The sequence below is a fragment of the Haloactinopolyspora sp. genome, from assembly GCF_027324685.1.
Taxonomy (GTDB): domain Bacteria; phylum Actinomycetota; class Actinomycetes; order Jiangellales; family Jiangellaceae; genus Haloactinopolyspora.
The window spans coordinates 1-13,745 of record NZ_DAHVSH010000041.1 but is presented as its reverse complement, the minus strand read 5'-3'; the positions used below and the strand labels follow the sequence as shown (position 1 = coordinate 13,745).

Genomic DNA, 13,745 nt, shown 5'->3' with positions numbered 1-13,745 from the left:
ACGTCGTACGACATCTGACCCGGCAGCGTCACCGATACGTCACCGGCGCTCGACTCGGCGTCGAGGGAGCTTGGCGGATGCGCGGCGTCGACCGACACGTCGCCGCCGCTCGATGTGACCTTCGCGACCTCGGCTTCGAGGCCGGCGACGGTCACCGAGCCGCCGGCCGAGTGCGCGGTCAATTCGCCGGAATGATTCTCGACCCGCAGGTCGCCGCCGTGCGCGCCGAGGTCGGCGTCGGCGGACAGTCCGGTCACGGTCATGGCGCCGTGTGTGGCATCGGCGATGACGGTGGCATCGGCCGGTACGGTCAGTTTCACGTCGGACTTGCACCACAGGCCGAGGAAAACACCGGAGTCGCAGCCGCCATACACACGCAGCGTGCTGCCATCGACCTCGTGCTCGACGCGGCCGTCGCGGCTCCATCCCGACTTCGCCTCGAACTCCAACGACGTTTCGCCGGCGGCCGAACCGACGATCTCCACGTGCCCGGACGACACGTCGACCTCCACCCTGGTGATGGTCTGGTCGATCGTGACGGTGTCGCTGGAATGAATGAACCACGACAAGGCGGTCAGGCTCGCGAACGCCACGGCCGCGAGTCCGGCCAGGGAGAGGCCCCGGCGTACCGGCTTCGCTCGCCGGTCGGAGTCGGGGATTCGAGTCTGGGTGGCCATGGTGCAACGCTAGATCTTCGTCGTGCCGTGTGGCTCCGCCCTGGTGACGAAGGTTCCCTGATTCGCTGCTCCGGGGTCACCCTGATCGCACCGCTCAGGTGAGCGCGTGATCACGCCGCTCAGGGGGCCAGCGTCACGCGCAGGATGCGGTCGTCTCCGTCGCGGGGGTCACCACGGCCGTCGGTGTTGTTCGTCAGCACCCACAGTGTTCCGTCCGGGGCCACGGCCGCGTCGCGTAGCCGGCCGAAGTCCTCGAGGTACGACGTGGGCTCGCCGGTCTCGCCGTCGACGAGCGGCACCTGCCACAGCCGTTCACCGCGCAGCGCGGTGACGAAGAACGTGTCGCGTACGTACGCCAGGCCGCTGGGCGAGGCGATCGCGGTAGGCCGCCACTCGACCTCCGGATCGATGAAGCGGTCGTCGCCGGCCACGCCCTCCACCTCGGGCCAGCCGTAGTTCTCGCCGGGCTCGATCAGGTTCAACTCGTCCGCGTCGCGATCACCGAACTCGCTGGCCCACAGCCGGCCGTCGTCGTCGAAGGCCAGGCCCTGAACGTTGCGATGTCCGTAGGAATAGACCGGCGAGCCGTCGAACGGGTTGTCGGCGGGGACCTGGCCGTCGGGGGTGATGCGAAGGATCTTGCCGCCGAGGCTCTCCACGTCTTGGGCGTCGTCCGGCTCACCCGTCTCGCCGGTGGACACGTACAGCATGCCGTCGGGGCCGAACCGCAGCCGGCCGCCGTTGTGGATCGTGCCGGCGGGAATGCCGTCGAGAACGGTCTCGAACTCACCGAGCTCGCCGCCGGTGAACGTCGTGCGCATGACGGCGTTCTCGGACCCCAAGGTCGCGTAGACGTACAACATCGACGCGTCACCCGGGTCGAAGGCGATACCCAGCAGGCCGCCTTCGCCCCCGCCTTCGACGTCCGGCACGGTGCCCACTTCGGTGATCGAGCCGGAGTCGTCCACCTGCACGATGGTGTCGGCATCACGCTGCGAAACCAGCGCTGTGCTGTCGTCGATGAACGCGATGGCCCACGGCGCGTCGAGTCCGGTCACGATCTCGTCGACGCCGGCCGGGGTGACGGGGCCCGCGACGGGGCTGGTCGTGGGGGTCTGGGTGCCCGTGCGCAGCGGAGTCGACGGCTCGGCGGAAGACGACGGCTCAGCCGTGCCATCAATCTGAGTACCGTCACCGCCGTCGTCGGACGAACAGGACGCGGCGAGCGAGACCGCCAGCACGGCGGCGAGAACGGCGTGACGAGCGGACATGCGGCCATGCTTTCACGCTGTACAGGTAGGTTCGAGTGCCATGACCGACGTACTGGTGCCCTTCGCCGTGGAGTCGCTCAATCCGCCCGACAAGCTGGAGGTACATGTCTGGGACGGCCAGGGCGACACGCCTGAGGACGATTTGTCCAGCGTGGACGAGTCCGGAATCCCGGAGCAGTCGATCCTGGATCGGGTCGAGTACTTCGTGTTGCCATACAGCTTCGCCCCCGCCGCCATGGAGTTGATCGCTCGCATGCCCCGCCTGCGTGCGGTGCAGACGCTGACGGCCGGCTACGAGCATGTGCTGCCGTACCTGCGTGACGGGTTGACGTTGTGCAACGCCCGCGGCGTCCACGACGCCAGTACCGCCGAGCTGGCGGTGACGTTGACCTTGGCGTCATTGCGGCGGATTCCGGAGTTCGTGCGTGCCCAGCAACACGGTGAGTGGCTGCAGGGTTGGACGGAGTCGTTGGCGGACAAGACCGTGCTGGTGGTGGGTTACGGGGCAATCGGGCGGGCTATCGAGGCGAGGCTGGCGCCGTTCGAGTGCGACGTGCTACGGGTCGCCCGGACGGCCCGCGAGGGTGTGGCCGGTTACGACGCGTTGCCCGGCATGCTCGGCCGCGCTGACGTCGTAATTCTCAGCTGTCCGCTGACCGACGAGACTCGCGGCATGGTCGACGCGTCGTTCCTGGCTGCCATGCGCGACGGGGCGTTGCTCGTGAACGTCGCCCGTGGTGGTGTCGTCCGCACCGATGCCCTGACCGCCGAACTGAGCACTGGACGGCTGCGGGCGGCGATGGACGTGACCGACCCGGAGCCGCTGCCGCGCGACCATGCCCTGTGGAACCAGCCCGGGGCCTTGATCTCTCCCCACATCGGCGGGATGTCCAGCGCGTTCGAACCCCGTGCCCGGCGCCTCGTGCGAGCTCAGCTCGAACGCGTCGCCGCCGGCGAGACGCTGGCGAACATCGTCGTCGGCCCGACGGACGGCGACGGATAGGCAGACCGGCCGTGCCCACGAGAAACGAGCGAGCCGACGCCGCCAGGAACCGGGCACAGATCCTGGCGGCGGCCGACGAGCTGTTCGCGCGATCCGATCCTGCCGACGTCACCATGGAACGCATCGCCCAAGCCGTGGGTGTGGGCCAGTTCAGGTAACGACTCTGGTAGGCCCAACTGGACGCTGCGTCCAGGACATCGGACGATCTCGCGACCGGACGGTCCCGTCCGCGTGGCCCCGTTGTCGGAACCGCGCAGTACATTCGTTCCAGATGGCCGAAGAGCCGGAGGAGCTGCCCATGAACGACGTCGTGCTGGCGGTCGGCACCGCCAAGGGGTTGTGGCTGATGCGCAGCGCCGACCGGCGAACGTGGACCGTGGACGGGCCCCATTTCCGGATGCGTTCGGTGGCTGCCTGCGCCATCGACACCAGGGGCGGGCGGGCGCGGCTGCTGGTCGGTGCGAGCAGTTCGCACTGGGGCCCGGCCGTGTCGTGGTCGGACGATCTCGGCGCCACCTGGACGGAGGCTGCCGACGGCAGCGGCATCCGGTTTCCGCCCGGAGCCGACGCCTCGGTCGAGGCGGTCTGGCAGTTGCGACCCGACACCACGCAGCGCCCGGGGGTGGTGTGGGCCGGCACGCAGCCGTCGGCGTTGTGGCGCTCCGACGATGGTGGCCAGACGTTCGCCCTGGTGGAGGGGCTCTGGAACCACCCGCACCGGCCGACGTGGGAGCCCGGCTTCGGCGGGCAGGCCATCCACACCGTGCTGCCGCATCCCATGCAGGACGGCCGGGTGCTGGTCGCCATGTCCACCGGTGGGGTCTATGTCACCGAAGACGACGGAACCAGTTGGCGTCCGTCCAACACGGGCATCGGTGCCGACTTCCTGCCCGGTGAGGCACCGGAGTACGGCCAGTGCGTCCACAAAGTCGCTCGCGACCCGGTCGATCCCGACCGCTTGTTCGCGCAGAATCACGGCGGCGTCTACAGCTCCGGCGACGGCGGCGCCACGTGGACGTCCATCGCCGCCGGTCTGCCGGCCGACTTCGGCTTCCCGGTCGTCGCGCACCCGCACCGTGCCGACACCGCGTGGGTCGTGCCGCTGACCGCGGACTTCCAGCGCATGCCGCCCGATGATCAGTTGCGGGTCTGGCGCACCACCGACGCCGGTGCGACGTGGACAGCCTCGGAATCCGGCCTGCCGCAGCCGTATTACGGCTCGGTGTTGCGCGACGCCATGGCCACCGATGATGTCCAGGATCCCGCCGGCGTCTACGTCGGCACCCGCGACGGCGCGGTCTATGCCAGCGCGGACGAAGGCCGGACGTGGTCGCTGATCATCCAGCACCTGCCGGACGTCCTCTGCGTTCGCGCGGCGGCGCTGCCGTGAGCGGTCCAGGCGGCTGGAACCGCACTGTGGCGCTGGGACACTCGCGTCGGCGTCAACGGCACGGCACCATAGGGGCATGGCTGAGATGACGCTGCAATCCGTCGGCACCGACCAACTGGAGGCTGCGCGTCAGTCGTCGGCCGGTCGCTCCGCGCGCACCGTGCACAGTGGCAAACACCTGCGCCAGACCCTGATCGCGCTGACCCAAGGCACGCGGCTGGCCGAACACCAAAGCCCCGGCGACGCCACACTCATGTGCCTGTCCGGGTCGGTCACGATGCACACCGGCACGCACGCCATCACCGTCCCGGCGGGCAACCTGACTGACATCCCAGCTCAGCGCCACGATCTCGTCGCCGACACCGACGCCCTCGTGCTGCTCACCGTCGGCCTGGGCTGAACCACGGCGGTGAAGCACCACGACATGCGTCCGGATCGCGGACCCTTCGTCTCTGTAGCCGGACGACGGGTCTAGCGTGGCGTCATGACCGTGACACCCTCCACCCCGGACATCAAGCCACGCTCCAGGACGGTCACCGATGGTGTCGAGCGCGCCGCGGCTCGCGGCATGCTCCGCGCCGTCGGCATGACCGACGACGACTGGGAGAAGCCGCAGATCGGCGTCGGCTCGTCCTGGAACGAGATCACCCCGTGCAACCTGTCGCTGGACCGCCTGGCCAAGGCGTCGAAGGACGGCGTACACGCGGCGGGCGGGTATCCGCTCGAGTTCGGCACCATCTCGGTGTCCGACGGCATCTCGATGGGTCACGAGGGCATGCACTACTCGCTGGTGTCCCGCGAGGTCATCGCCGACTCCGTCGAGACCGTGTTCGGTGCCGAGCGCCTCGACGGCGCGGTGTTGCTCGCCGGTTGTGACAAGTCCGAGCCGGCCATGCTGATGGCGGCGGCTCGCCTCGACGTCTCCGCGGTGTTCCTCTACGCCGGGTCCATCCTGCCCGGCAAGGTCGGCGACCGTGACGTCACGATCATCGACGCCTTCGAGGCCGTCGGTGCGTGCGCGCGCGGGCTGATCAGCCGCGAAGAGGTCGATGAGATCGAGCGCGCGATCTGTCCCGGCGAAGGCGCCTGCGGCGGCATGTTCACCGCCAACACGATGTCCAGCGCGGCCGAGGCCATGGGCATGTCGCTGCCGGGCAGCGCCGCGCCGCCGGCGGTGGACCGTCGTCGTGACGGGTTGGCTCGCCAGTCCGGCGAGGCCGTGGTGAACCTGCTGCGCCTGGGCATCACCACGCGCGACATCATGACCCGCGAGGCCTTCGAGAACGCCATCGCCGTGGTGATGGCGCTGGGCGGCTCGACCAACGCCGTGCTGCACCTCATGGCCATCGCGCACGAGGCCGAGGTCGACCTGCGGCTGGAAGACTTCAACCGGATCGGTGCCCGGGTGCCCCACCTGGCCGACGTGAAGCCGTTCGGCCGGTACGTGATGTCCGACGTCGACCGCATCGGCGGCGTCCCGGTGGTCATGCGCGCCCTGCTCGATGCCGGCCTGCTGCACGGTGACTGCCTCACCGTGACCGGTAAGACGGTGGCCGAGAATCTGGAGCACATCGATCCACCGGACCCCGACGGCAAGATCATTCATGCGATGTCGGACCCGATCCACGCTACTGGCGGGCTCACCGTCCTGCGCGGTTCGCTCGCGCCGGACGGCGCCGTGGTCAAGTCCGCCGGATTCGACGCCGACGTGTTCGACGGGACGGCGCGGGTGTTCGACGGCGAAGCTGCGGCGATGGAAGCTGTCGCCGCCGGTGAGCTGCGCACGAACGACGTCGTGATCATCCGCTACGAGGGCCCGAAGGGCGGGCCGGGCATGCGCGAGATGCTCGCCGTCACCGGCGCCATCAAGGGTGCCGGCCTGGGCAAGGACGTGCTGCTCGTCACTGACGGCCGCTTCTCCGGCGGGACGACCGGGTTGTGCATCGGTCACGTCGCCCCCGAGGCGGTCGACGGCGGCCCCATCGCCTTCGTCCGGGACGGCGACCGCATCCGGGTAGACATCGCCGCGCAGAGCATCGATCTGGACGTCGACGACGCCGAGATGGCCCGAAGGCGTGAAGGTTGGACGCCACCGCCGCCCAAGCACCAGCGTGGCGTGCTGGCCAAGTACGCCAAGCTCGTCGGGTCAGCGGCCAACGGCGCCGTGTGCGACTGAGGAGCCGTCGGCGGCGAGGTCAGGTCCGGAGGAACACGAGGTAGGCCAGGTACACGCCATAGGCCGCGACGCAGGCGACGCCCTCGGTCCGGGTGATCTTTGCGCCGACGACGAACATCGGCACACACAGCAACGCCACCCCGGTCATGATCGGGATGTCCACATACGTCAGCGGTGCGCTGAGGTCGAACCGGCCGGGCACCACCACCGCGGTGGTGCCCAAGATCAGCCCGATGTTGTAAACACTGGAACCGATGAGGTTGCCGATGGCGATGTCGCGGTCGCCGCGGATGGTGGAGACGATCGTGGTGGCCAGCTCCGGCGCGGACGTCCCGATCGCCACGACCGTCAAGCCGATCAGCGCGTTCGACACGTCGAGCGCGACGGCCAGGTCCACGGCGCCCGAGACCAGCCAGTCGGCGCCCACGACGATCACGACGGTGCCGGTCACCAGGACCGCGACGTCTCGCGTCGCCGCCAGGCGCCCGGCCGGCACGGTGTACTCCTCGGCGTATTCGGCCTGCACTCGAGGGCTCTCCCGCTTGCTGTTCTTGACGATCAACGCCGTATAGGCGACGGCGACGAACAGCAGGATGATGCCGTCGGCGGTGGAGAGCACGCCATCGATGGCCAGCAGGAGCAGAATGACAGCCGCGCTGGCCATCATCGGCAGGTCGAGCCGTAAGGTCACCGAATCCAGCGGCAGGGCCCGAATCGCGGCGCTGAGGCCCAGGATCAACAGCACGTTCACGACGTTGGTGCCGGCGATGTTGCCGACCACGAGACCGCCGTTGCCCTGCAGGCCCGCATCGATGCCCACGGCCAATTCCGGAGCGCTGGTACCGATCGACACGAAGGTCAGCCCCACCGCGATCGGGGAGATCCCGAGCCGGCTCGCCACGCGCGAACCGCCGCGAATCAGCAGTTCGGCACCGCCGACGAGCGCGGTCAAGCCCACGACGATGAGCAGCCCGGTCTCCACTTGAGGACGGTACCGTCACCAAGCGGGCCGGCGGGCTGGTCGAGGGCCTGTGTCTTCGTCACGGGGCTCGGTGATTAGGGTCCGATGGTGACGAGTGCGGTCCAGAGGGACCGGTGCGCACGGGATGCGGCGACGAGGAGACGACGTGGGCAAGGTGTACGAGCGGATCGACGGTCGCCTTCGTGAGTTCATCGAGGCTCAGCGGGTCTTCTTCGTCGCCACCGCCCCGAGCGGTGACGATGGGCATGTCAACGTCTCGCCGAAGGGCCTGAACGGAACGTTCACGGTCGTCGACGAGCACACCTTCGCCTACCTCGACCTCACCGCCAGCGGCGCTGAGACCATCGCGCACCTGCGTGAGAACGGCCGCATCACCGTCATGTTCTGCGCCTTCGAAGGTCCCCCGAACGTCGTCCGGCTGCACGGCACCGGACGGTTCGTCACCATGTACGACGACGAGTTCGCCGAGTTGGCGGGGATGTTCGACGAGCACCAGTCGGCCCGTGCGGTCGTCATCGTCGATGTGCACCGCATCTCGGACTCGTGCGGGTACGGGGTGCCGTTCATGGAGTACGCCGGCGAGCGCGACCTGTTGCCGAGGTCCATGGAGCGCAGAGGTGTCGAAGGCCAGGCCACCTACCGGCGCAAGAAGAACCGCACCAGTCTGGACGGCTTGCCCGCTTTCGACTACGACCCGGCCTGACCGGGCAAGCGGCGTTCAAGATGCGGACTCGTGTATCGCATGATGAGACGAGCGGGCAATCTCCTTGACTCCTGGTGACACCGTAAGGGAACGTGACTTCATGCGTCTCGGCATTCTCGTACTTCACTAGCGCGTCCGGCGACCCCGCCGACGCGCTACCCCTCGTGAGCCTTCGGGCCGAGGGGTTTTTTGTTGCTACGACGACATTCCGAGACACACGACACGTCCGTATGAAGCCACCGACACGTTTGACACGGATGAGAGGCCGGCCATGCCGCAGAACGAGTCCACCCAGGACCACGGGACGACGATGACGGGTGCAGCGAGCCTCGTCCGCTCGCTCGAGGCGGTCGGCGTCGACACCGTATTCGGCATCCCGGGCGGTGCGATCTTGCCGGCGTACGACCCGATGTTCGACTCCAAGCAGATCCGCCACGTGCTCGTCCGCCATGAGCAGGGCGCGGGGCACGCCGCCGAAGGTTACGCCCTGGCCACCGGAAAGGTCGGTGTGTGCATGGCGACCTCGGGTCCGGGGGCGACCAACCTCGTCACCGCGATCGCCGATGCGCACATGGACTCGGTTCCCATGGTCGCGGTCACCGGCCAGGTCGCCAGTGCGGCGATCGGTACCGACGCATTCCAGGAAGCCGACATCCGCGGCATCACGATGCCGATCACCAAGCACAACTACCTCGTCACCGACCCGGAGGAGATTCCTCGCGTCATCGCCGAGGCGTTCCACATCGCCTCGACCGGGCGGCCGGGCCCGGTCCTGGTCGACATCGCCAAGGATGCGATGCAGATGACCACGACGTTCCGGTGGCCGGTCGAGCTCGACCTGCCCGGTTACCGGCCGGTGACGCGACCGCACTCCAAACAGGTCCGCGAAGCCGCGCGGCTGATGAGCGCGGCCAAGCGGCCGGTGCTGTACGTCGGCGGCGGGGTGCTGCGCGCGCGGGCCTGGCAAGAGCTGCGGCAACTGGCGGAGCTGACCGGGTTCCCGGTGGTCACCACGCTCACCGCGCGCGGCGCCTTCCCCGACAGCCACCCGCAACATCTCGGCATGCCGGGGATGCACGGTTCGGTCGCGGCCGTGACCGCTCTGCAGAAATCCGACCTCATCGTCGCGCTGGGGGCTCGTTTCGACGATCGCGTGACCGGCAAGTTGTCGTCGTTCGCGCCCGGGGCGAAGATCGTGCACGCCGACATCGACCCGGCGGAGATCTCCAAGAACCGCGTCGCCGACGTGCCCATCGTCGGCGACTGCAAGGAGGTGCTCACCGACCTGATCGCCGCCTTCGAGGCCGCGCAGGCCGAAGGCGAGAGCGGCGATCGGACCGGCTGGTGGCAGCAGCTGAACCAGTGGCGTGAGCGTTACCCGCTCGGTTACACCACCAACGAGGACGGCGAGTTGGCGCCGCAGTACGTCATCGAGCGGATCGGCCGGATCGCTGGACCCGAGGCGATCTACGTCGCCGGTGTGGGTCAGCACCAGATGTGGGCGTCGCAGTTCATCTCCTACGAGCATCCGGGGACCTGGCTGAACTCCGGCGGGCTGGGCACCATGGGCTTCGCCGTTCCCGCCGCGATGGGCGCCAAGGCCGGCCGCCCCGAGGCCACCGTCTGGGCCATCGACGGCGACGGGTGTTTCCAGATGACCAACCAGGAACTGGCGACGTGCGCGATCGAGGGCATCCCGATCAAGGTCGCAGTGATCAACAACGCCAGCCTGGGCATGGTGCGCCAGTGGCAGACGCTGTTCTACGACGGTCGGTACTCCAACACCGATCTCGACAGTCGGCGTATCCCGGACTTCGCCAAGCTGGCCGAGGCCTACGGATGTGTCGGGTTGCGCTGCGAGAACGCCGACGACGTCGACGCCACCATCGAGAAGGCGATGGCGGTGAACGACCGTCCGGTGGTCGTCGACTTCGGCGTGCACCGTGACGCGATGGTCTGGCCGATGGTGGCCGCCGGAACCAGCAACGACGAGATCCAGATCGCCCGGGGGATGGCGCCGGAGTGGGACCGTTCCGATGACTGACGGACGACCGACCAAGGAGAAGATCGTGAGCAAGCACACGTTGTCCGTGCTGGTCGAGAACAAGCCGGGGGTGCTGGCCAGGATCGCCGCCCTGTTCTCGCGACGCGGCTTCAACATCGACTCGTTGGCCGTCGGGCCGACCGAGCACCCGTCCGTGTCGCGGATGACCGTCGTCGTCGACGTCGAGGACTCCCCGCTCGAGCAGGTGACCAAGCAGCTGAACAAGCTCGTCAACGTCCTCAAGATCGTCGAGCTCGAGCCAGGGCACTCGGTGCAGCGCGAGCTCCTGCTGCTGAAGATCCGCACCGACCCGGAAACTCGTCCGCATATCCTGCAGACCGTCGAGCTGTTCCGGGCCAAGGTCGTCGACGTGGCCACCGATGCGGTGACCATCGAGGCGACCGGCTCGTCGGACAAGCTGGAAGCGTTGCTCAAGGTGCTGGAACCATACGGCATCCGCGAGCTCGTCCAGTCCGGCGTCGTCGCGGTGGGGCGTGGACCACGCTCCATCACCGACCGCACCCTGCGTCCGGTGGACCGGCTGGAACGCAGCGCCTGACCGGCGCTGCCGCCGCGACGACGGACGCGCAGATTCACCACGACCTATCAGAAGGAGACGCCCTCGTGGCACAGATGTATTACGACGACGACGCCGACCTGTCGATCATCCAGGGGCGCGTCGTCGCCGTCATCGGCTATGGCAGCCAGGGCCATGCCCACTCGCTGAGTCTGCGTGACTCCGGCGTGGACGTGCGGGTCGGGCTCAAGGAGGGGTCGGCGAGCAAGGCCAAGGCGGAGGCCGAGGGTCTGCGGGTGGTGACGCCGGCCGAGGCGGCTGCCGAAGCCGATCTGATCATGCTTCTCGCCCCCGACCACGTCCAGCGCCACATCTACACCAACGACATCGAGCCCAATCTCCAGGACGGGGATGCGCTTTTCTTCGGGCACGGTTTCAACATCCGGTTCGGCTACATCAAGCCGCCGGCCAATGTCGACGTCGCGATGGTGGCCCCGAAGGGCCCCGGGCACCTGGTGCGCCGCGAGTTCGTCGACGGGCGTGGTGTGCCGGTGCTGGTCGCCGTGGAGCAGGACGCCAGCGGCGGCGCCTGGGACCTCGCCTTGTCCTACGCCAAGGGGCTCGGCGGACTGCGGGCCGGCGGCATCAAGACGACGTTCGCCGAGGAGACCGAGACCGACCTGTTCGGTGAGCAGACGGTGCTCTGCGGCGGGGTCTCGCGGCTGATCCAGAGCGGCTTCGAGGTCATGACCGAGGCCGGCTACCAGCCGGAGGTCGCGTACTTCGAGGTGCTGCACGAGCTGAAGCTCATCGTCGACCTCATGTACGAAGGCGGCATCGCCAAGCAGCGCTGGAGCGTGTCCGACACCGCTGAGTACGGCGACTACACCACCGGCCCGAAGGTCATCGACGAGTCGGTCAAGCAGCGCATGCGTGAGGCTCTCACCGCCATTCAGGACGGCAGTTGGGCCGCCGGCTTCATCGCCGATCAGGACGCCGGCGCGCCGGAGTTCAAGCGGCTGCGGGCCGAAGGGGAACAACACCCGATCGAGCCGGTGGGTCGCGAGTTGAGGAAACTGATGAGCTGGGTACAGTCCGACGACGACTACACCGAGGGCACGGCAGCCCGATGACGATCAGGGGCGGGAAGGCGACGCATGGTACGAACCGAGGAGCCATCGTCGCCCACCCGCCCCGTGTCGCGATGGCGATGGCTGCTGCCGGCGGCCATCGTGCTCGTGTGGCTGGCCTTCGGCGGTGTCGCCGGGCCGTACGCGGGCAAGCTGTCCGAGGTCGCTGAGAACGACAACGCAGCGTTCCTGCCCGCCACGGCGGAGTCCACCGAGGTCAGCGAGATCCGGCAGGAGTTCGTCGAGCAGGAGACCATCCCCGCGATCGTGGTGTGGGAGGCGCCCGACGGCATCGGGCCGGACGCGCAGCAAGCCGCCGCCGCACAGGTGGAGGAGCTGAGCCGGATCGACGGGCTGGCCGGACCGGCCAGCCCGCCCATTCCCGCCGAGGACGGCCAGGCGCTGAGCGTCGTCGTGCCGCTGGACGCTGATCTCGGTGACGGCCTCACCGATGTCATCACCGCGATCAGAGACACCGTCACCGGCATCGACGGCGCCGAGGTCTATGTGACCGGACCGGCCGGCCTGCTCGGCGACTTCGGCGAGGCCTTCGGCGCCATCGACAGCATCCTCATCGTCGTCGCGTTGGGCGTCGTCCTGGTCATCCTGCTCGTGGTGTACCGCAGCCCGGTGCTGCCGTTCGTGGTTCTGCTGTCGTCGGTACTGGCACTCGGGGCTGCGTCGTTCGTCGTCTACCGCCTCGCCGATGCCGATGTGGTGACGATGAACGGGCAGAGCCAGGGCATCATGCTCATCCTGGTCGTGGGAGCGGCGACGGACTACGCGCTGTTGCTCGTGGCGCGATACCGCGAGGAGCTGCGCGAGGAGCAGAACCGGTTCGCCGCCATGCGCGTGGCGCTACGCCAGGTCGTCGAGCCGGTACTGGCCTCGGGCGGCACCGTCATCCTCGGTGTGCTGTGCCTGTTGTTCTCCGACCTCAACTCCAACCGCAGCCTCGGGCCGGTGGCCGCCATCGGTATCGCCGGCGCGCTCGTGGCCGCGCTGACGTTCCTGCCTGCGGTCCTGTCGCTGCTGGGGCGGGCCGCGTTCTGGCCGTTCCGGCCCGCCTACGGCTCCGAGCACCCGGAGTCGAAGGGCGTCTGGGGCCGGGTCGCGAACCTGGTGTCACGACGTCCGCGGCGGCTCTGGGTGGGCGTGGTCGTCGTCCTCGCCGCAGGTGCGGTCTTCGTACCGGCGTTCAAGGCCGACGGTGTGTCGCAGAGCGAGCTGTTCCTCAACGAGGTCGAGTCCGTCGACGGGCAAGAGGTCTTCGACAGCCACTTCCCTGGCGGGTCCGGTACGCCGGCGGACATCGTCGGACCGGCGGATCAGCTCGATGCGCTGATCGAGACCGCCGAAGGGGTGGAGGGCGTCGACTCGGCGATCCCGTACACCGGCAGCGAGCAGGCCGGCGCCGATGCGGGTGAAATGCCCGGACAGGGCGAGCCGGTGGTGGTGGACGGCCAGGTCATCGTCGAGGCGACGCTGACCGATCCGCCGTCCAGTGCGGCGGCGCTCGACACCGTCCGGGAGCTGCGGACCGAACTCGACGCCGTCAGCAGCGATGTTCTGGTTGGCGGCCGAGCGGCGCAGCAACTCGACACCAACGACATCTCCGCGCGCGACCGGTCGGTGATCATCCCGATCGTGCTGGTGGTGATTCTGCTGGTGCTGGCGCTGCTGTTGCGCGCCGTCGTCGCCCCGCTGCTGTTGATCCTGACCGTCGTGCTGAGCTTCGCCACCACGATCGGTGTGGCAGCGTTGGTGTTCAACCACCTCTTCGACTGGCCCGGGGCCGATCCGGCGGTGCCGCTGTTCGCGTTCGTGTTCCTGGTGGCGCTGGGCATCGACT

Annotated in this window: 12 protein-coding genes and 1 pseudogene; 10 read left to right on the top strand and 3 right to left on the bottom strand. The window is 68.6% G+C overall.

From position 1 onward, the window contains the following. The coding region (locus tag M6444_RS05625; RefSeq protein ID WP_298323959.1) for a DUF4097 family beta strand repeat-containing protein at positions 1-677 on the bottom strand (677 nt) is incomplete at its 3' end. Positions 678-796: 119 nt separating this feature from the next. Next, positions 797-1,948: a PQQ-dependent sugar dehydrogenase gene (locus tag M6444_RS05620; RefSeq protein WP_298323957.1), complete on the bottom strand. Its 1,152-nt coding sequence runs from the start codon at positions 1,946-1,948 to the stop codon at positions 797-799. A gap of 40 nt (positions 1,949-1,988) precedes the next feature. On the opposite strand from M6444_RS05620, the gene M6444_RS05615 reads away from it, so the two are divergent. The 5 genes and pseudogenes from M6444_RS05615 (at position 1,989) to ilvD (ending at position 6,517) form a co-directional block, all read left to right on the top strand. Next, the gene (locus M6444_RS05615; RefSeq protein ID WP_298323955.1) at positions 1,989-2,951 is read left to right on the top strand and encodes a 2-hydroxyacid dehydrogenase; all 963 of its coding nucleotides are present in this window, start codon (positions 1,989-1,991) and stop codon (positions 2,949-2,951) included. An 11-nt stretch (positions 2,952-2,962) separates the two neighbouring features. Beyond that, positions 2,963-3,097, top strand: a pseudogene (locus tag M6444_RS05610) (TetR family transcriptional regulator); the annotation flags it as partial. Between the two features lie 125 nt (positions 3,098-3,222). Then, the gene (locus M6444_RS05605; RefSeq protein ID WP_298323950.1) at positions 3,223-4,341 is read left to right on the top strand and encodes a sialidase family protein; all 1,119 of its coding nucleotides are present in this window, start codon (positions 3,223-3,225) and stop codon (positions 4,339-4,341) included. 76 nt (positions 4,342-4,417) lie between these two features. Next, a complete protein-coding gene (locus tag M6444_RS05600) occupies positions 4,418-4,741 on the top strand; it encodes a hypothetical protein (RefSeq protein WP_298323948.1) in 324 nt (107 codons plus the stop codon). 84 nt (positions 4,742-4,825) lie between these two features. Continuing rightward, the gene (gene ilvD / locus M6444_RS05595; RefSeq protein ID WP_298323945.1) at positions 4,826-6,517 is read left to right on the top strand and encodes a dihydroxy-acid dehydratase; all 1,692 of its coding nucleotides are present in this window, start codon (positions 4,826-4,828) and stop codon (positions 6,515-6,517) included. 19 nt (positions 6,518-6,536) lie between these two features. Here ilvD and M6444_RS05590 read toward each other — a convergent pair whose 3' ends face one another. Further along, positions 6,537-7,499: a calcium/sodium antiporter gene (locus tag M6444_RS05590; protein ID WP_298323942.1), complete on the bottom strand. Its 963-nt coding sequence runs from the start codon at positions 7,497-7,499 to the stop codon at positions 6,537-6,539. A gap of 145 nt (positions 7,500-7,644) precedes the next feature. Between M6444_RS05590 and M6444_RS05585 the strand changes: the two genes are divergently transcribed. From M6444_RS05585 to M6444_RS05565, 5 genes are all read left to right on the top strand, one after another. Beyond that, a complete protein-coding gene (locus M6444_RS05585) occupies positions 7,645-8,202 on the top strand; it encodes a pyridoxamine 5'-phosphate oxidase family protein (protein ID WP_298323939.1) in 558 nt (185 codons plus the stop codon). A 271-nt stretch (positions 8,203-8,473) separates the two neighbouring features. Beyond that, positions 8,474-10,246 (top strand): acetolactate synthase large subunit, encoded by a 1,773-nt coding sequence (locus tag M6444_RS05580; RefSeq protein ID WP_298323937.1) that lies wholly within the window; start codon positions 8,474-8,476, stop codon positions 10,244-10,246. Between the two features lie 25 nt (positions 10,247-10,271). Beyond that, positions 10,272-10,805 (top strand): acetolactate synthase small subunit, encoded by a 534-nt coding sequence (gene ilvN / locus M6444_RS05575; RefSeq protein ID WP_363326252.1) that lies wholly within the window; start codon positions 10,272-10,274, stop codon positions 10,803-10,805. A gap of 65 nt (positions 10,806-10,870) precedes the next feature. Further along, a complete protein-coding gene (ilvC, locus tag M6444_RS05570; RefSeq protein WP_363326251.1) occupies positions 10,871-11,896 on the top strand; it encodes a ketol-acid reductoisomerase in 1,026 nt (341 codons plus the stop codon). Between the two features lie 24 nt (positions 11,897-11,920). Next, positions 11,921-13,745: efflux RND transporter permease subunit (locus M6444_RS05565; RefSeq protein ID WP_298323932.1), on the top strand; the 1,825-nt coding region annotated here is incomplete at its 3' end.